The sequence below is a fragment of the Ktedonosporobacter rubrisoli genome (assembly GCF_004208415.1).
GTDB classification, from domain to species: domain Bacteria; phylum Chloroflexota; class Ktedonobacteria; order Ktedonobacterales; family Ktedonobacteraceae; genus Ktedonosporobacter; species Ktedonosporobacter rubrisoli.
Map to the genome: position 1 here is coordinate 8,288,950 of NZ_CP035758.1, position 17,177 is coordinate 8,306,126.

The window sequence follows — 17,177 nt, forward strand, 5'->3', positions numbered from 1 at the left end:
GAAACAGAATCTGTGGGGAGCGAGATGCGGCTTCGCGGAAGAAAAGGGCGTCTGCCGCTATACAGGCACTCACGGCAGAAAAACCGTGCGCGGCTGACTTGTCGCTGTTGGCCAGACATCTGCGACTTTTGCTAGAGGAACTCTTGTGGTTGCAATCTCAAACTTACCCGGAATAGCGGCTTGCAGCACGCCTTCAGCAACCTTAAGAAGACGATCGGCGGGAACGCTGCCAATGCCGCTGCCCATCAACTGGATAGCCGAGGAGCGCAGAACGGCGCCCGGCAGCGAGATGCTTTGCGCGCTGACTGTGCCAATCTGGACAAAGCGGATCGGAACTCCAGCTTTTCCCGCCCTGGCCGCCGCTATCAGCATGTGTTCCATACTTGAGCCCCACAGGTAATCAAGAACTACATCGATCCCCTCGTGAAATGGTTCCAGGAAGGCTTTTTCCAGCGCTTCCCCATCCTCTACAAGGGGAATGGTCAGATCAGCGCCCAGAAAGGTGAGGGATTGGAGGGCTTCAATATTGCGGCCTGTGGCGATCACTTTTTTGGCTCCGAGATACCTTGCTATCTGGACGGCCAGACGACCAGACGTACCTGTGGCCCCATTTATCAGCACGGTTTCGCCCACCTGAAGCTGTGCTCTTTCCCTTAGCGCTGCCCAGGAGGACATGCCAGGGTTAGCAATTGCGGCGGCAGTCACGTCGTCGAGGTCAGCGGGCAAAGCTATGCATTGTGATGCTTTAATCCTCGTTTGCTCTGCCATACTGCCAAAGGGGGCTGTAGGCAGCATAAAGTAGACGCGACGACCATCAGCAAGTCGCCCAACGCCATCAATACCAACCACAAAGGGAATCTGGCCAGAGGAGCTGTAATGTGTTCCTGATGCCCGACTTCTGGTCACCGGGCTGAGCGCGGCGGCAGTCACGGAGATCAGGTTTTCTCCCTCGGCAAACTCTGGTGCGGGAAAGTCGCTGTACACAGGTCCCTGGCCAGCTTGCATGATGAGAGCTGCTTTCATGATTTTCTCCTGTTCATCAATACTCTCGACAATATAAGTGTATTTTGCACGTATTTAGCTTAGCAGACAAAGCGTAGACATGTCAAGAAAGTCCGTGTATAATGCACTCATATGGACAAGAATATTCGTCAATTCTATGATGCCCTCTTTGATCTCATCGGGCTGATGAATCAGCCGCAACGTGATAGCATCCTGTTGCGGGAGGCTGGTGTATCTCTTGATCGGGCCTTATTTCCTTTACTTGTGGTAATTGGCCTTCGCGGCACCGTGGGTATCATGGAACTGGCAGGGATGGTTGGACGCGATCATAGCACGGTTAGCCGCCAGATTGCTACCTTGGGGCGTCTGGGACTGGTAACAAGACTTGCTGGTACCAGCGACAGGCGGGAGCGCAAGGTGGCAGCTACGCCCGAAGGGCTAGAAATCGTCAAGGCCCTGGATGCCGCACGAGAGAGACTTATGCAGCCCATCCTTGCCCAGTGGGATGAGCAGGACTGGAAGACCCTCGTTTCATTGCTTCGTCGCTTTGCTGATGACGCGTCAGCTCTGCCTGGGCCTGGAAAAGATAAAAAACTTCCCCAATAGCTTTATGTGCTACACTTTTCAGTATCGCCGGCTGATCCGCGCTACCGCTGCCTGCCAGAGTAAGCCGGGCGAAATCCATTGAGATCGAGGAGGCTTGTCTGATGGAGTTGAACTGGAAAGCCTATTGTCCCGCCGATGCGCTTGTTATCACGACCCTGGATATGCATGCAGCCGGCGAGCCGCTGCGCATCGTTACTGGCGGTATGCCGGAATTGCCGGGGCAACGATTCTGCAGCGCCGGCGCTATATGCAGCAGCACTTTGATCATATTCGGCGCGTCTTGATGTGGGAGCCCAGGGGCCATTACGATATGTACGGCTGCGTGCTGACGCCTGCGGTAACGCCCACAGCTGATCTTGGCGTGCTCTTCATGCATAACGAGGGCTATAGCACGATGTGCGGCCACGGCGTGATTGCTCTGGTGACGGCACTTGTGCAGACCGGAACGATTCCGGCCAGAGGTCAGGAGACTACCCTCAACCTTGATACGCCTGCCGGCCTGGTGCGGGCCACGGCTCACCTGAATAGCCAGGGACGGGTAGAGCACGTGTCGTTTCTTAACGTTGACTCATTTCTCTATGCGCGCGATCTTGTGTTGGAGGTGCCCGCCTATGGCCGGCTCAGCGTCGATGTAGCCTTTGGTGGCGCCTTTTATGCCATCCTGGCCGCCGCCCAAGTAGGCCTGCGCGTAGTGCCAGAGGAGACAAAGCGGCTTGTGGACGCTGCCGAAGCTATTAAGCGAGCCGTGAATGCCAGGCTGAGCATCAAGCATCCCGGCGAAGAAGACTTAAACTTTCTCTACGGCACGATTCTCAGCGGGCCGCCAGAAGATCCCGGCCATCATAGCCGCAACATTTGTGTATTTGCCCATGTCGAAGTAGATCGTTCGCCAACCGGGACCGGCGTTTCGGCCCGCCTGGCGCAGTTGCATGCACGCGGCGAGCTAGCTGAAGGACAGCAGATCGAGATCGAGAGCATTTTAGGTGCAGCAAGCTCCTTCAGGGGACGCGTGGCAAAGACAACGCACGTTGGCTCCTATGAGGCTATTGTCCCCGAAGTAAGCGGCAGCGCTTTTATGAGTGGGCGCCACGAATTTATTGTCGAGAAAGCCGATAGGCTGGGCCAGGGTTTCCTGCTAACTTGAGCCCGTCCGGGCGGCGTCTGGAGATGCAAAGCCGAGCCTGCATCTCCGCGCTTGCCCCTATTTCTTCTTACGGCGACGACGATCATTGAACTCGCGATAGAGCTCATCGTCGGGACCGCTCACGCCCTGCCGCGTGCGGGGTAAGGGATCTCTACTTCTCGTACTGCTGCTATTTCCCGAACCACCCCGATTAGCGTTGGATGCGCCACTCATCGCGCCAAGATTGCGCGGAATAAGGTCGAAGCGGGCCAGAAGAATAAGGATAATAACGAGAGTTGCCAGGAAGACCAGCGTTGAAGTGCGGATGACGATATTGCCACCAAAGAGAGAGAATTGCGTAAGTACCCGATCGAGATGATAGGCATTCAAAAGCTGGGTCTCATAAAGGCCAATAAAGTTAGCTGCAAGCAGGTAGATAGCGATACCGATAATATAGCGCGTCTTAAACGGACTGGCCGGGCGCGCAGGAGCGCTGCTGGTTTTAGCTGGTTTGGCCTCTTCTTGCGGCTCGTCCTTGGCCTTCGACGCAGTAGCCTTCAGTGGCTTATTGCGTGAGGCTCGCGCGAGCCGAGCTTGCTCTACGTCAGTCTCTTTAGCTGTAGCTTCCTGGTTGCCCCGCCCGATAGTCGAAAAGAAGCCTGGCAGGCGACGCTTAGGCTTGCTCGGCGATTCCTGGCTTGGCTCCTCAACCTGCACTGCCTCTTGCGCACGCGCGGCTAGCTCTGGCGTGGGATCATTGCTGTCGGATGTGACCAGCACGGGGCGATTGCGCTGATAGCGCCCGGCCCGCCTGGAGCGTTTAGTGATCTCGTTGTGTTCCTGGCTCATTTTTGCTCTCCCGAACGATCTACATTAAACTGGTCTAAAGCGTCTGAGCTATATGTATTTTCCTCAATAGAGGGAAGGTGTTGGGTCATTGGGAACTCATTCGGTGGATAGATTTTCCGGGTTGGCTTAGCTCCCTGTGGCTGAAGCACTGGCACTGCTTGCGAGGGCTGAAATTCGTTATCCTGTCCGGGTTGCCTTAGTTGTTGAGGTTGGGCTGGAATGGGCGGGGCCATAGCCTCAAGAACCGCAAGTCCAGCGCGGGCAATCTCATCATCTCGTCCCGGGGCGTTGCCACCGCTAACGCCGATCCCTCCTAACGTTATGCCGTTAATGCGGATTGGCCAGCCACCGGCCGCCATGATAAATCTTCCATGCGTCATGGTGGCCATGCTTGAGGCAAACCCGGGAATAGCGGAGCCCCACTGTGCTACCGCGTCAGTTGATTGGTTGAACATCACAGAGGTATTGGCCTTGGCAATACTAATATCGCTGGTTGCCCAACCGTAGGGTGACATCATGCGCTCAAAGAGCACAAGATGCCCGCCGGCATCAACAATTGCGATGCTTACAGGACTACGCAATTCTTTAGCGCGCTGCTTGCATGCTTCCAGTATCCTGGATGCCATCTCGATAGGTAGACTCACGCCCAAATGCTCCTTACTGATTTTGATGGTAGGAGGTTGTCTTATCCGGATTGTCGAACTTTCCTACCTGGTGAACGGCAGCCGCCGGCCGTTCGGTATCTCTTTTGTGTTTTATGCCCTATGTGTACCTATCTGAGTTTCCTTAAATGAAGACTCGGTATGTTGCGCCCATTGTACCGCACCTATTGCTTACGTGCAATGTATTCCCCCTTTTATTGTTCGACGGTATCTCTACTAGCCGTAATCAGGCTAACGCGCTCCTTGCGCCAGTTCAATTTGCTATATTTCTCTTCCACAAGTTGTTGGGCCAGTTCCCATTCTGATGGACTCAGTTCGCCGGGTAGAAATTCGTGACCCAACGTGCTACTGAAGCCATGGCGGAAAGCCTGCGCTACTTCGTTCCAACTCACTTGAGGTGCGAAGGTATGCAAGGGTGTGGTTTTCTCGTTGTAGAGGGCGAGGGCTTCGGCGCGTGCCTCTTCTGATGGATAGCGCAGCAGGCTAAAGAATTCGCTGGCCCGATCGTCAAGGGGCAGCGAGCCTTGCTGCAGTAACGAGGCTTCGCGCCAGACCTGGGCGCTGCCAACGAGCTTAAAGCCGTCGCTGGTCAGGTCGGCTTGCGTCGAGGAGGCGAAGCAGGCGGCTGATGGATGCTTGCGCACGCGCTCGTCGCTAAGTTGGGCCTCGATTCCTATCCCTTGCAGGGCGGCGATCAGGCCCTGAGCCAGGTAGGCATAGGCGGCAACAACGCCGGAGGGCGCACCATCGCGCTTGCCCAGAACGATGCTATAGGTGAACTCATCGCGGTGGTAGACGGCTCGGCCTCCGGTTGGTCGGCGTACCAGGGCGATACCTTGTTGCTGACAATAGGCGCTCTCTATTTCGCGTTCGATGTTCTGGAAACGTCCCAGCGAGATAGAGGGCTGTTGCCAGCGAAAGACGCGTAAGGTTGGCGGAACCCTTTCCTGAATGTGATGAAGCAGGATAGCCTCGTCAATCGCCATGTTGAGCGCGGCATCCTGTATTCCTGTGTCGAGAAAACGATATGAAGCTGTTTGCATAGTAAACCTTATGCCTGAGATTGAACCAGGTAGCCGATGAGCTACTTTAAAGATATGATATCATTTTGTCTGGCCCTTGCCGCTTTCCATTTCTCACGTTGATCAGTGCGTACCTGCTCTGAGGCGGGCACGTAGCGCGCCAGAAACTCATCGCGGAATATGGGATAGCTGCCATCGATGATGCTTGCGCGCAGTTGACGAGCCAGGCGCAGCATAAAATGAATGTTGTGGATGCTGCCCAGGCGGTAGTAGAGCTGCTCTTCTGTGCGGATCAGGTGATGGACGTAGGCGGCGCTATAGTTGCGACAGGTATAGCAGTCGCAGCCCTCTTCAATTGGTCCGGCCACAGTGCGGAAGCGCGCCGACTTAATGTTGACACGCCCATATTGGGTAAAGAGGCCGCCGTGGCGGGCTACGCGCGTTGGCAAGACACAATCAAACATATCCATGCCCAGCCCCGTGCCAATGACGACATCTTCGGGCGAGCCGACCCCCAACAGGTGCCGGGGCTTGTCGCGCGGCAAGGCGGGCGTGACGTGGCGCAGCATCTCCCACATCTGCTCTTTGGGCTCTCCAACGGAAAGCCCACCGATGGAAAGACCCGGGAAAGGCATGTTGCCGATAATACGCGCGCTCTCCGCACGCAGTTCGGGCTCAAAGGCCCCCTGCACGATCCCGAAGAGGGTTTGCTCGGGTCGGTAGCGCTCTTTGGCGACCAGGGCGCGCTCTTCCCAACGGTGGGTTTGTTCCATGGCTTGCCGCGCTTCTTGTGGCGAACAGGGATAGGGCGAGCAAATATCAAGCGGCAGGATGATGTCAGAACCCAGTTCGGCCTCGATTTGCATTACGCGCTCAGGCGTGAGCACATGTTCCGAGCCGTCAAGGTGCGATTTGAAGGTTGCGCCATCTTCGGTCAATTTGCGCAAATGGCCAAGGCTCCAGACCTGGAAGCCGCCGCTATCGGTAAGTATGGGGCCATCCCAGTGCATAAAGGTATGCAAACCACCCAACGTATCAATTAAGGGAGAGCCGGGCCGCAGCATGAGATGGTAGGTATTGGCTAGAATGATTTCGGCTCCGGCGGCACGTAATTCTTCGGGAGAAACGCTTTTGACGGTCGCCTGCGTGCCAACAGGCATATAGATCGGCGTGTGAATGATACCGTGTGGCGTCTGGATAGTGCCGGCACGGGCCCATGTTTCGGGGCTTTCGGCGTCAATTGTAAACTTAAAAGCTGGCATGAATTTCTCAACTTGCAACATGCAATAGAGCTATTGACCGGGATCAGTCGGACCCGGTTTTTACTCTATGTATTCAGGGCATATTTCTAAAATGCCCATTATTCTCATCCTATATTTTCTCATAAACGTCAAGCCTGATTCAAGCTATAAATGATAAGGAGCCTACGCCATGATGAGTGTATCACTGGTGGGACATTCCCTGAAACGCGTCTTAGAGTAATGAGCGGCCAGGCTAGCCCGTGAGACCCACGATTTGTGCAACTAGCTAAAAGCAAGCAGAGAAGAGAAAACAAAATTGTGCTTCTTTTCAACAGAGGCGAGATGTCAGGTTTTTTTGCTCATTCGCGATTAAGTTGTGTATGTTATCGAGCAAAGAGTTTGAGAAGGAGGTATAACTGATGGTGTTGCCACTGTATGAAGAAACCGTGATACTGCCACCCACAAAGCCTGGAAAAACAAGCGGACATTCCCTTGATACTCGTTTCCCGGCTGAACGGGCGTGGCTGGTGCAGAAATGTGCTGGCATCGTTGGGAACGCAGATGCAGCCGAGGATCTGGCACAGGAGACACTTTTAGAGGCATGGCGCAGCCGGCAGAAATGGCATGACAGCGAGAGTGAGAAACCACAATCACTCCGAAGGTGGCTTGCGGCCATTGCACACAATATCTGTTTGCGCTGGCTACGGGAAGATCACCACGAGCGAGCGCACCGCATGTTACAGGCTCCCTGGACTGCTGCTGACGGAAATAGTCTGGAGCAGGATGAATGGAGCATGGATAAAGTTGCTGCTTCGGATACCTATGAGGTCGAAATGGAGCTTGAACGTGTGGAACTGAGCGCCCTCCTGAGCCAGGCACTTGCCTATGTCTCTGAACCATTACGTGCTGCCCTGGTAGCTCGGTACCTACAGGGAGCCACGCACGAGGAGATCACCCAGCAACTTCAGGTGAGCGAGGCCACATTGGTTCAGCGCATTTACCGAGGGAAACAGGCTTTGCGTGAGATATGTGCGACTCATTTGCGCCAGGAACTCGCCTCCTACGGCATCTATCCACCAGGGATGCAACCAGTGGCAGAGGTGACACGTCTGTGGTGCCCATGGTGTGGCAATGATCATCTCGTGCTTCATGAGGACATGTCAGCCGGAAAGCGCTCTTTTCGCTGTAGGGGTTGCCACATCCTTCTCGGGGAAGAGGAAACGCCGGTACTTGGCAAACGGTCAGTAGTTACGCAACCAGATGCGCTCAGCTGTTGAAGTGGCTCTATGGGTACTACTGGCAAGCCATCGATCAGGAGCCAATGTGCTTCTTTTGTGGGGAACCGGCTCGGCTTCTGGTAAAAGAAGCCCAGGATCTTCCCACAAAGTATCATGGCCTGAGTCAGCAGGCAGGTATTGCTATTATGTGTTCTCACTGCCAGCGTACACACTACAACACCCTTTCGCATCTGACGTTGGACTTACCGCAAGTCCGACGTTTCTGGAACAAACACAAATGCATCCATTGGCAACAGGGAGAGCAGATCGAGCACGCCGGTATCCCAGCCCTGGTGAGCTCTTTTAAGAGCAAGGGTGGCCAAAGGCAGATGGATGTCCTGATAGAGCAACAAACCTTTCGGGTTCTGGCCATCAATGAGTGTTGAGCTTCCTTCTCTGCACCTGTCTCTCTGCTCAGCTTCCAGGAGGCTTTAGTACTCCTGTAGGAGCGCTGGCAAATGGAGATGCTCTACAAGTTATGGGGCATTACTGGCAAATTGACAAATAACAAACAACTAATGAGTGGAGGATTCTTTGTGGACCGTATGCCAGGCTTATCGGATTGCTGCTTGCTCTATTCTCCACAACATCCAGCGGCGGATGCATTTTGGCTTTCACATGAACAAGCGTTGTAAGCACCCTAATCCTGCCCAGATTCTGAAGCATGGCTCGACAAATTGGGCCTTGAGCCTGTAAGTTGGTGCGTTTGGGGGCTAGCGCCCCCAAATCTCCATTTGGCTATATCCAGGAAGGGGGACAAGGGATGAGAAGGTCAGCTGCCAGCTTGTTTATCACTGGCCGGCAGCCCGAGCACAGTAGAGATTGCAGAATTGTCAACTAGAGAACCTGTGAGCATGCTTCTGCTCAAATTCCTCTACAGTTAGCCCATAATGGAGCTCATCAAAGTATTGACCATTGGTAAAACCAGCTCGGCGAATGCGCCCCTCCAATTGGAAGCCAAGATGTTCATGCAGGCCTGTCGAATCCTGGTTAAAGCTGGCTATCTCAATAGTAACCTTCTGATAGCGCAACTCCCGGAAGTAATAGCGTAGCAGAAGCAAAATAGCCTCGCTGGCGTAGCCTTTCCGTCGATGCTCTTTCCCGATGACAAGTCCATAACCGAAATGTCCGGCACGTGGATTGCGATCATGCGTGCCAATCCTGCCAACCACCCTGCCTTCGTTGTTCTCAATAAGAAAGTTCCAATTGTTGCCCTCTGGTTTCCGCACTGCCGCTTCTTGTGCCCACTGTTTCAGCCGTTCTTGCGAGCGCGGAAAAGCAAGATTCCCATCTTTTCTTTCTGTCTCGCTATCCTGATCCCAGATCCAGTAGTGTTCCCAGTCGCCAGGCTCATGGCTCCGCAGTCGTACCCGCTTGCCCTGCCAGATTGATGTCGATGTATCTAATTCCATTAGATGCATTCCTTTCCTTTTTTGGCATGCGAGCGATAATACCACACGAGGAGCGGGAATGCAAGGAACACTCGCTAAATTAGCCTGGCGTTTGCGGTCTGCCAACCGACAGAAAAAGGCGGTAGGATGCTGCTCAATACAACATCTTACCGCTGGCTGGATTTGGCTAGCCGTGAGCTCGCACAGGCCAGCTTGCAGGAAAGCTAGACGTTCTGCTCGGCTTGCTGCAACTTCTGCATGCCTTTGCTGATGCCTTCTGGATTAACCTCATTGCCCTTGATCTCGTGAACCTGCTTGCCCTCGTGGATGAAGCGCACGGTAGGAACGACGGTGACGTTGCGCTTTTGGAAGAGCTGAGGTGTACGCGGCTTGTCGACATGAAGGAAGGCGATAAACGGAGGCACGGAATCTGCCATACCCTGAATCGCGCCAAGGCTCATTCGCCACATATGGTTTGACGAGTCGCCGAAAATGGCCACAATCTGCGGATGGCTCTGCACTTCTTGCTCAAACTGTTGCTCATCTTCGATATCTATCCACTCGGCCATAACACTTACCTACGCTTTCTTTTTGTGAACTCCTGAGTTCTGCTAATCAGGACCGTTTGGCCTGATGTACATCCTTTCTGCTCGATCAGGAAAGGTTCTACTCTCACTATACATATGGCAAGAAATGGCCTATGTGACGGTATCAAGGCTGAAGTCTAGCGCGTAGTGGGCAAAAGGCCGATGAGGAAGAGTATGGGAAGTGAAGAGCTAAATGAAAGATGAGGAGCTATGTTTATCCTGACTCACTTATGCCATGCTCTTGTCGCATCTCAGCTGACCTCATGGCGACGAGGGAAGGCTACAGTCTCGCCACGACGTGATAACCCACTCTGCGCTGGGCTGGCTTTATCAATGCTGCTCGGCGTCCTGGCCTTATCGAGCTGCGGCAGGGCAAGCAGCCTGGCAACAGCTAACAAGGCGCGTACACCATCCAAAGCGTCGACGACTTTTGTGAAGACTGCTACCTGTCCTTTTCAGCCGGGAGAAGGTATCATCCTGGGCCAGGAGTTGACCTGCGGGATTCTTACCGTCCCTGAGAATCGGGCGAATCCCGGCGGTCACACCATCCAGCTCGCCGTAGCCATCTTCACCTCGCCGCAGCATACTGCCGATCGCACTCCCATCCTACGGCTCGATGGCGGACCTGGCGGCGCTTCGTTAAGCACCTGGGCAGCCAGCATTACCGGAGATGCTATCTCTCAGCAATTGCTTTCCCATGACTGGATTGCCATCGATCAGCGTGGCACCGGCTTTTCACAGCCGTCGCTGGCCTGTCCAGAGCTGGCGCAGGCCTCCGATACGTCTGCCGATCAAGACAAGCAGGCGCAAGCAACCGCCCAACAACAGGCCCTGCGTTCCTGCTATGAGCGCCTCACTAGCGAGGGAATCGATCTGAGTGCCTATACGACGCTGGAGAATGCCGCTGATATGCATGATCTGGTGCAGGCTTTGGGCTACCAGCAAGTGAACCTGTATGGCATCTCCTATGGTACCCGGCTTGCCTTGACGATGATGCGCCTGTACCCAGAGCAGATTCGCAGTGTGGTCCTCGATGGGGTCTATCCTCCCCAGGTGGGCAATCAGGTAGATCAGAGCCAGGCCTTCCAGACGCTGTTTCAGGGCTGCATGAGGAGCACGGTCTGTGAGCGAGCATATCCACATCTGGCTCAGGATTTTGTGCAGGCCGCCAATTTGTTGGATGTCAGGCCCGCCGAGACGCAGATAAAGGATGATGCGACGGGTAATACGGTCACTGCACGCATTGATGGCAACGAATTCCGCAATCTGATGTTCCTGGCGATGTATCCGGCGAGCTTGCTTCCGCAGTTGCCGGCCTTAATCGAACAGACAAAGCAGGGAAACTACGATCCGCTCAAGCAGCTCTATACTCTCTTCAATACTGCTGTCGGAGAGACAATAAGCTGGGGCATGCACTTCTCGGTAGAATGTAGCGAGAGCTTTATGATGGATGTGGAGAACGAGCTTGATCCTTGCGCAATCTGGAAGGTCCCCAGGGTGCCAGTTGAGCAGAAGCAGCCGGTACATAGTGCGCTGCCAACACTGCTCACCAGCGGGCGCTATGATCCGGTAACGCCGCCTTCAAATGCGCAAGCAGCAGCCGCAACGCTTTCCAGGAGCTATAGCTTGGTCTTCCCGAATGCTGGGCATGGTGTGCTTGACACGTCGACCTGTGCCAACCAGATCATCGAGCAGTTCTACGATACGCCAGGTAGCCACCCGGATACCGGCTGTCTCAATGAGCTAAACGATGCTCTGGCCCAAAGCGTCGTCGGGCGAATGTAGCGGGAATGGCTTGCCTCCTGCCACCAGCTCATCTTGAGTCAGGAGAGCACTTTTACAAAGATTAGGGCAAAAATCTATAAAGATTGAGCCGTGTTACCACGTGGTGGTACTTCATGCCAGGGTTAGGAAGAAAATGAGTTTGCTTTTACCATGCGTTACCACATGGCGACAAATTTTCCTCTTGACAATTTTACATACATACAGTATGTTTCTTTATGGAGGAAAAGAGAGATGCGCCGCACGAAAGAAGATGCCGCCCTGACACGCGCACAATTGTTAGATGCTGCCCTGAAGTGCTTTCGGGAGAAAGGATATGTGAATACCACGCTTGATGATATCGCGCAAAGAACCGGTACGACGCGTGGCGCTATTCACTGGCACTTTGGCAACAAAGCGCAATTGTTTAATACGATGGTACGCGAGCGCTATGCTCAGGTTGCTACCCTGTTTCAGGATGTCTTTGCTCACGATGAAACTCCATTACAACAGTTGCGTCACTTCTTGATTCGCTGGATAACCTGTGTTGAGGAGAATAGCGATTTTCGCACTTTATTGGAACTGCTCTCATTCAAGGTCGAAATGGTGCCAGAATTGGCCGAGGGGATGCAGGAAAAAGTTCAGGGCTTTCGTGCCACACGTGACATGTTGGCAGCGCTGATCCAGCGTGGCATTGCAGCGGGCGAAATTCGTGCGGAAATCAATCCCCAAACTGCAGCCCTGGCCGCGCTTGGCATGGCAAATGGCATCACCTCTCTCTGGCTGATGGACTCAACCAGCTTTTCCTTGCGCCCAGTCGCCGAGGATAGCGTTGATCTTTTTCTCCGCAGCCTGACCGGCGCATAATTTTTTTTGTTTGTAATACATACATGCTGTATGTATGTAATGATGAAGAGAAAGGAAGCTAGACGCAATGCAAACTTCATCCCCAGCACTGATTAGCTGCATTGATCATATAATGCTTCGTGCTAATGATGATCTCTACGATCAGGTGTTTTCGCTCTTTACAGATACCTTTCAATTGCCGATTTCCTGGCCTATCCACAATGAGTATCCGCCTTTCAAGAGCGGAGGGATTGTTGCAGGCAGCATCAGCATGGAAATTTTTCGATCGGGGGCGCAACCGCTTTATCCCTCTCAGGCCCAGCTCTACGGTATTGCTCTGGAAGCAACTCCACTGCCCGAATGTGTACAGGAATTGACGCGGCGCGGCATTCCTCATTTCCCCCCCTATGCCATCCCGCAGGGATATTTCTGCAGCAGAGGCGAATTCTATACGCTGATCTACCTGGGAGATTTGCTGGGAAGCGACCTATCACAATTTTTCTTTGCTGATCAGCTTGGCCTTGGCGCGATAGATAATCTTATGTTTGATCGCGCGTTTTCTCATGGTATGGTCTTTGTCTGCGAGTACAATCAAACGTTTTATCAGATCCAGCAAGAGCGACAGAAAAAGAAGGCGATCTTACAAGAAAAACATGGAGGCCCATTAGGACTTGAGGACGTAAAGACCCTGACGATTGGCGCAACGGATCTTCAGAAGGCGCAGGCACAGTGGCAGCGTCTCCTGGCGCCAGGCGGATCGAGTCAGGAAGGTGAAGTGCAGTTCGCAGAGGGGCCAGGCATTCGCCTCGTGCCTCACAAGCGGGATGAGATCCTGGCAATGACCTGGAAGGTCGCCTCTCTTGAGCAAGCCAATGCCTTCTTGCAAACAAGAGGAATGCTAGGGACCACAACTGCTAATCAGATTACTATTGCGCCTGAAACAACCTTTGGGCTGACCATTACCCTTGTTGAACAATGAGCGCTTATGCTCTTGCCAGCCTGGCCCTCCGTGAAGAGAGGCCAGGCGTTTCTGATGGGAGGAGCCCTGAACCTCGCTGGGAGGCCCAGGGCTTTTGACGCTGGCAAATGGGATGAGATGTCTGCTCTCAGGGCTCTAGCTCGTGCCGGCGGGCTATTCCTCACTGTCGAGGATATAGCACTGAGAGTGCTCGCTAAAAATGACCGGGACGCGGCGCTCCTGCAGATAGTGCAGGCATTCACCAATGAAGATGTGGAATTTTCTGCTCAGTCTGAGTTGCATCTTTCTCTTTCATGGATATTGAGGCTCAGGGGCAAGAACTGTCTGAAGAGCAGCATTGGGCACCTCAGTGCAAGCCATGCCAGTTGTCATCAGTTCTAATGCTGCTCTTTCAACTTCGGGCATATTTGATCAGAAGCGGTGTCACGAACAGCAAGATGAGCGCACATCCGCTAATCGCAAGCAGGCAGATGATAAAGGCATGGGTAAAAGCACTGCGGGTTGCTGTGACCAGGGCTTGTTCACCACCTATAGCGCTGAAGAAAACAATCCCGATAAGGGCCACACCAAGGGCATAGCTCATTTGCGTACTCGTTTCCAGGACCCCGGAGGCCACACCTGCATCGTGCTCAGCTATCCCGGCCAGGGTCACGCTAAAGAGCGGTGCGATCCCCAGCCCCTGGCCTATTCCAGTGAGAGCAAGAAGCAGCAGAAACGGAATCCACGCGGGTTCTCCTGCTCCTGAAAGCAGGAGCGTCACCATGAGGCCGAGAAAACCGAGCAGGGTGAGCCCGAACGCGAGCATCAGTACCCATGAACCAATCTTTGCTACCAGGCGGGAGGCCAGTGCCGAGGACAGGGTAAAGCCCAGCGCGAGCGGCGTAAAAAACAGCCCCGATTCGATGGCAGTGAAGTGGAGTCCATCTTGCAGATATAAGGGCAGGGTAAAGAAGAGCCCCATGTTTGTGGCAAAAAAGAGGATGGTAAGGCTATTTCCCAGGATGAAACTCGGCTTGCGTCCAAGAGCTGGTTCGACCAGTGGCACCTGCCCGCGTGCAGCGACGCGGCGCTCATACCATCCGAAGCTCAAGAGAATCAGCAGAGAGATAGGGAAGCAGAGCAGCATCCACCAGGGCCAGGCCGCTGCCCGCCCTTCAATTAGCGGATAGAAGAGAAGCAAAAGGCCTAAAGTCAATATCAGAAGTCCTCTCACGTCAAGCCGGGCCGCTCGTGCCTGATGATGCTCAAAAAGAAAGAAAGCCGCACCAAGAATCGTGAGCAGGCCAAGTGGGACATTGATAAGAAAAATCAGGCGCCATCCTAACCCGGCGATATTCGCAAGAATGAGCAGCCCGCCGAGCAGCTGACCACCGGTTGAAGCCAGACCGATGGCTGCCCCCCAGAGGGAGAGCGCCAGGCGACGCTCGGGGCCAGGAAAGCCCACCTGAATAAAGCTGAGCACCTGTGGGTAGAATAAAGCCGCCCCTATCGCCTGGCCCACCCTTGTGGCAATCAACACCTCAGGTGAGGGTGCGAGGGCACAGAGCGCCGAGCAAAGCGTGAAGAGTATCACGCCCAGCAGAAAAAAGCGACGGATGCCATAGACATCTCCCAGACGCCCTCCAGCAATCAGCGCAAGTCCGTACGGGAAGGTATAGCCAGCGACCACAAGTTCAATCTGGGGCAAAGAGGCTCTGAGATTCTGTTGAATGGAAGGTATAGCCACATTGACAATATTGACATCGAGAATCGCGACAAAGGTGGCCAGTAAGACGACACCCAATCCCCACCAGCGGCGAACGTGCTGACGCTTCTCCTGGTTTGCCTGTAAGGGCGTGAGTGGGTTAGAATGCAAAGGCATAGAGCATACTCCTTCTTCTTGTTAGCCAGATCATTCGTTCCTCCAGATGGAGGTGCGGACAGTATAGCCGACCTGGAGGACGACAAGAAGGAAGGATGTGCTACTAGTATCGGGCGAACTAGGATAAGACTAACTACCTTGAGGAGGAAGATCATGGCTCTCAGTCCACAACAACCAGATCGCCGTGCGGAACTTGCTGATTTTCTGCGCACCCGCCGTGCTCGCCTTGCCCCGCGCGACGTTGGCCTGCCGGAAGGATCACGGAGACGCCTTGCTGGTTTGCGGCGAGAGGAGGTCGCGCTCCTGGCAGGCGTCGGGATTACCTGGTACACCTGGCTTGAGCAGGGGCGCGACGTGCAGGCGTCGTCAGAGACGCTCGAAAATTTAGCTCACGCGCTCCGTCTGGATGGGAAGGAACGGGAATATTTGTTTCTGCTGGCCGATCGCCCGCTGCCAGACAAGCGGCCGAGTCATGGGAAAGTCAATTCCGAACTTCAGCGCATGGTGGAACATCTGGAGCCAAACCCGGCCTACATTCTCGGGCCTCGCTGGGATATTCTTGCCTGGAATCGGGCAGCAAGCCTGGTCTTTACAGATTTTGGCCAGCTGCCGGAGGAACGACGCAATCTCCTTTGGTGGTATTTTACTGATCCGGTCGCTCGTCAACGCTTTTCTGTCTGGGAGAATTATGCGCGCTGCTGGCTTGGCCAGTTCCGCATTAGTTGGGGGCGATACGCGGGAGAACCAGATTTTGTCGAACTGGTCGAGGACTTGAAACACCACAGCTCAGAGTTTCGTTCCTGGTGGCCGATGCATGAAATCTATGGTCGGTATCAGGGACGCAAAGAGATTGAGCACCCACTTGTCGGGCGGCTCGTGCTGGAAAATGCGATGTTTCGGGTGGAAGAGACTCCCGGTGTAAGCCTCGCTCTGTATGTTCCGTTACCAGAAGAAGAGACGGCGGCAAAACTTCAGCGGTTGTTAGAGTCTGCATAAATCGCTCTCGCTTCCGATTTCATCATCGTGTCCCAAACGGTTATCCAGCGAGACGCCACTTGCTGGCAAAGCAGCAAGACAAAGGCCGCGTAGACATTCAACGATAAGGCTGGCGTACCGCCTCCCGCAGAAAGTCGGAGATCTCGCTGGTCTGGGTGGGAAGCAAATGCCCACTCTCCGGGTAGTACAGGATTTTTGCCTGGGGCACTGTGTGTTCAAGACGGTGCCTGGTTTCAGCAGAGTCGAGAAGCACATCCTTTCCTCCCAGAATCGCTAGAACCGGCATGGTGAGGCTCTTGAGCGCTGTGTCGCTCATAATTGGCATCTTGACCATACGCGGGCGAAATTGCTCATGAATGAGCGCAATGAAATCGACAAAGGGGCGTGCCGTCGGCGGTATGTCGGTAGAAGTTGGGCCAAGCACCAGTTCACGAGCTTTCTTTGTTCCCCAACGCCCAAGAAAACGCAGCGGTATTGTTTTCAGCGCGATGCCAACCTTCTGGCGACCAATTCCGCCCGGACATAACAGGACCAGGCTCTTGACACGCTCAGGCTGCCGCGTCGCGTAGTCGAGCGCGAGCCAGCCGCCGAGAGAAATGCCCACTAATGAAGCACAGTCGAGCGCTAGACCAGCCATCACGTCGTCGAGCCAGAGCGCATAGGCTTGAGAGGTGAGCGGGGGCCGCGAGGATGCACTCAAACCAGGCTCGCCGATCACATCAACGGCAAAGACACGGAAATCTTTCGCCCAGACTGCTACATCGCCCATCCACATGGCCGAGTTCGCAGCGCTACCGTGGAGGAATATGACAGGCGGGGCGTTCAAGGGGCCGCATGCTACGACATGCGTTTCACCCTGCCGCGTCGCTATCTGCAAGCGCTTGTTGGCAACGGGCCAGCGATCAAGAAACTGCTGATAACGCTCCTGGATCGCAGCCTCGCCCCGTTCAGATTTATAGATGCTAGCCATTTTT

The 17,177-nt window shown here is 54.3% G+C and carries 18 protein-coding genes; 8 read left to right on the forward strand and 10 right to left on the reverse strand.

Annotated features, from left to right (window positions below; translation table 11 throughout):
• Positions 1-69 precede the first annotated feature (69 nt).
• A complete protein-coding gene (locus EPA93_RS35965; protein WP_129892143.1) occupies positions 70-1,023 on the reverse strand; it encodes a quinone oxidoreductase family protein in 954 nt (317 codons plus the stop codon).
• 111 nt (positions 1,024-1,134) lie between these two features.
• On the opposite strand from EPA93_RS35965, the gene EPA93_RS35970 reads away from it, so the two are divergent.
• On the forward strand, positions 1,135-1,608 hold the full coding sequence (locus EPA93_RS35970) for a MarR family winged helix-turn-helix transcriptional regulator (RefSeq protein ID WP_129892144.1): 474 nt from the start codon (positions 1,135-1,137) through the stop codon (positions 1,606-1,608).
• Positions 1,609-1,702: 94 nt separating this feature from the next.
• The gene (locus EPA93_RS35975; RefSeq protein WP_242527213.1) at positions 1,703-2,752 is read left to right on the forward strand and encodes a proline racemase family protein; all 1,050 of its coding nucleotides are present in this window, start codon (positions 1,703-1,705) and stop codon (positions 2,750-2,752) included.
• A gap of 57 nt (positions 2,753-2,809) precedes the next feature.
• On the opposite strand, the gene EPA93_RS35980 is transcribed toward EPA93_RS35975, so the two are convergent.
• The 4 genes from EPA93_RS35980 to tgt all read right to left on the reverse strand — a co-directional run bounded on the left by EPA93_RS35980 (position 2,810) and on the right by tgt (position 6,526).
• A complete protein-coding gene (locus tag EPA93_RS35980; protein ID WP_129892145.1) occupies positions 2,810-3,580 on the reverse strand; it encodes a hypothetical protein in 771 nt (256 codons plus the stop codon).
• Positions 3,577-4,224 carry a GlcG/HbpS family heme-binding protein gene (locus EPA93_RS35985; protein ID WP_129892146.1) on the reverse strand — a complete coding sequence of 216 codons (648 nt, stop codon included), beginning with the start codon at positions 4,222-4,224 and terminating at the stop codon, positions 3,577-3,579. The genes EPA93_RS35980 and EPA93_RS35985 overlap by 4 nt, the downstream gene beginning before the upstream one ends.
• A 212-nt stretch (positions 4,225-4,436) precedes the next feature.
• Positions 4,437-5,285 (reverse strand): lipoate--protein ligase family protein, encoded by an 849-nt coding sequence (locus tag EPA93_RS35990; RefSeq protein ID WP_129892147.1) that lies wholly within the window; start codon positions 5,283-5,285, stop codon positions 4,437-4,439.
• Between the two features lie 41 nt (positions 5,286-5,326).
• Positions 5,327-6,526 carry a tRNA guanosine(34) transglycosylase Tgt gene (tgt, locus tag EPA93_RS35995; protein WP_129892148.1) on the reverse strand — a complete coding sequence of 400 codons (1,200 nt, stop codon included), beginning with the start codon at positions 6,524-6,526 and terminating at the stop codon, positions 5,327-5,329.
• Between the two features lie 398 nt (positions 6,527-6,924).
• Between tgt and EPA93_RS36000 the strand changes: the two genes are divergently transcribed.
• Both EPA93_RS36000 and EPA93_RS36005 read left to right on the forward strand, forming a co-directional pair.
• A complete protein-coding gene (locus tag EPA93_RS36000) occupies positions 6,925-7,782 on the forward strand; it encodes an RNA polymerase sigma factor (RefSeq protein WP_129892149.1) in 858 nt (285 codons plus the stop codon).
• On the forward strand, positions 7,779-8,168 hold the full coding sequence (locus EPA93_RS36005; protein WP_129892150.1) for a hypothetical protein: 390 nt from the start codon (positions 7,779-7,781) through the stop codon (positions 8,166-8,168). The genes EPA93_RS36000 and EPA93_RS36005 overlap by 4 nt, the downstream gene beginning before the upstream one ends.
• A 447-nt stretch (positions 8,169-8,615) precedes the next feature.
• On the opposite strand, the gene EPA93_RS36010 is transcribed toward EPA93_RS36005, so the two are convergent.
• Both EPA93_RS36010 and EPA93_RS36015 read right to left on the reverse strand, forming a co-directional pair.
• Positions 8,616-9,194 carry a GNAT family N-acetyltransferase gene (locus tag EPA93_RS36010; protein ID WP_165423627.1) on the reverse strand — a complete coding sequence of 193 codons (579 nt, stop codon included), beginning with the start codon at positions 9,192-9,194 and terminating at the stop codon, positions 8,616-8,618.
• A gap of 203 nt (positions 9,195-9,397) precedes the next feature.
• Complete coding sequence (locus tag EPA93_RS36015; protein WP_129892152.1) at positions 9,398-9,742, reverse strand: thioredoxin domain-containing protein; 345 nt, start codon at positions 9,740-9,742, stop codon at positions 9,398-9,400.
• 228 nt (positions 9,743-9,970) lie between these two features.
• On the opposite strand from EPA93_RS36015, the gene EPA93_RS36020 reads away from it, so the two are divergent.
• The 3 genes from EPA93_RS36020 (at position 9,971) to EPA93_RS36030 (ending at position 13,346) form a co-directional block, all read left to right on the forward strand.
• Positions 9,971-11,545, forward strand: a complete 1,575-nt coding sequence (locus tag EPA93_RS36020; protein WP_129892153.1) for an alpha/beta hydrolase — start codon at positions 9,971-9,973, stop codon at positions 11,543-11,545.
• A gap of 231 nt (positions 11,546-11,776) precedes the next feature.
• Positions 11,777-12,388 (forward strand): TetR family transcriptional regulator, encoded by a 612-nt coding sequence (locus EPA93_RS36025; RefSeq protein ID WP_165423628.1) that lies wholly within the window; start codon positions 11,777-11,779, stop codon positions 12,386-12,388.
• Positions 12,389-12,455: 67 nt separating this feature from the next.
• Entirely contained in the window at positions 12,456-13,346 is an 891-nt protein-coding gene (locus EPA93_RS36030; protein WP_129892155.1) for a hypothetical protein, read from the forward strand.
• Between the two features lie 153 nt (positions 13,347-13,499).
• On the opposite strand, the gene EPA93_RS50565 is transcribed toward EPA93_RS36030, so the two are convergent.
• Entirely contained in the window at positions 13,500-13,628 is a 129-nt protein-coding gene (locus EPA93_RS50565; RefSeq protein WP_277988691.1) for a hypothetical protein, read from the reverse strand.
• A gap of 109 nt (positions 13,629-13,737) precedes the next feature.
• A complete protein-coding gene (locus tag EPA93_RS36035; protein WP_129892156.1) occupies positions 13,738-15,207 on the reverse strand; it encodes an MFS transporter in 1,470 nt (489 codons plus the stop codon).
• Positions 15,208-15,360: 153 nt separating this feature from the next.
• On the opposite strand from EPA93_RS36035, the gene EPA93_RS36040 reads away from it, so the two are divergent.
• Entirely contained in the window at positions 15,361-16,203 is an 843-nt protein-coding gene (locus tag EPA93_RS36040) for a helix-turn-helix transcriptional regulator (protein ID WP_129892157.1), read from the forward strand.
• A 97-nt stretch (positions 16,204-16,300) separates the two neighbouring features.
• Here the strand turns inward: EPA93_RS36040 and EPA93_RS36045 are convergent, their stop codons facing one another.
• Positions 16,301-17,173, reverse strand: a complete 873-nt coding sequence (locus EPA93_RS36045) for an alpha/beta fold hydrolase (RefSeq protein WP_129892158.1) — start codon at positions 17,171-17,173, stop codon at positions 16,301-16,303.
• Positions 17,174-17,177 lie beyond the last annotated feature (4 nt).

Excerpts from the sequence above, each read along its gene's own strand:
- EPA93_RS35965 (WP_129892143.1), bottom strand. The coding sequence starts at position 1,023 with ATGAAAGCAGCTCTCATCATGCAAGCTGGCCAGGGACCTGTGTACAGC.
- EPA93_RS35970 (WP_129892144.1), top strand. The coding sequence starts at position 1,135 with ATGGACAAGAATATTCGTCAATTCTATGATGCCCTCTTTGATCTCATC.
- EPA93_RS35980 (WP_129892145.1), bottom strand. The coding sequence starts at position 3,580 with ATGAGCCAGGAACACAACGAGATCACTAAACGCTCCAGGCGGGCCGGG.
- EPA93_RS35990 (WP_129892147.1), bottom strand. The coding sequence starts at position 5,285 with ATGCAAACAGCTTCATATCGTTTTCTCGACACAGGAATACAGGATGCC.
- tgt (WP_129892148.1), bottom strand. The coding sequence starts at position 6,526 with ATGCCAGCTTTTAAGTTTACAATTGACGCCGAAAGCCCCGAAACATGG.
- EPA93_RS36000 (WP_129892149.1), top strand. The coding sequence starts at position 6,925 with ATGGTGTTGCCACTGTATGAAGAAACCGTGATACTGCCACCCACAAAG.
- EPA93_RS36010 (WP_165423627.1), bottom strand. The coding sequence starts at position 9,194 with ATGGAATTAGATACATCGACATCAATCTGGCAGGGCAAGCGGGTACGA.
- EPA93_RS36015 (WP_129892152.1), bottom strand. The coding sequence starts at position 9,742 with ATGGCCGAGTGGATAGATATCGAAGATGAGCAACAGTTTGAGCAAGAA.
- EPA93_RS36020 (WP_129892153.1), top strand. The coding sequence starts at position 9,971 with ATGTTTATCCTGACTCACTTATGCCATGCTCTTGTCGCATCTCAGCTG.
- EPA93_RS36025 (WP_165423628.1), top strand. The coding sequence starts at position 11,777 with ATGCGCCGCACGAAAGAAGATGCCGCCCTGACACGCGCACAATTGTTA.
- EPA93_RS36030 (WP_129892155.1), top strand. The coding sequence starts at position 12,456 with ATGCAAACTTCATCCCCAGCACTGATTAGCTGCATTGATCATATAATG.
- EPA93_RS50565 (WP_277988691.1), bottom strand. The coding sequence starts at position 13,628 with ATGCAACTCAGACTGAGCAGAAAATTCCACATCTTCATTGGTGAATGC.
- EPA93_RS36035 (WP_129892156.1), bottom strand. The coding sequence starts at position 15,207 with ATGCCTTTGCATTCTAACCCACTCACGCCCTTACAGGCAAACCAGGAG.
- EPA93_RS36040 (WP_129892157.1), top strand. The coding sequence starts at position 15,361 with ATGGCTCTCAGTCCACAACAACCAGATCGCCGTGCGGAACTTGCTGAT.
- EPA93_RS36045 (WP_129892158.1), bottom strand. The coding sequence starts at position 17,173 with ATGGCTAGCATCTATAAATCTGAACGGGGCGAGGCTGCGATCCAGGAG.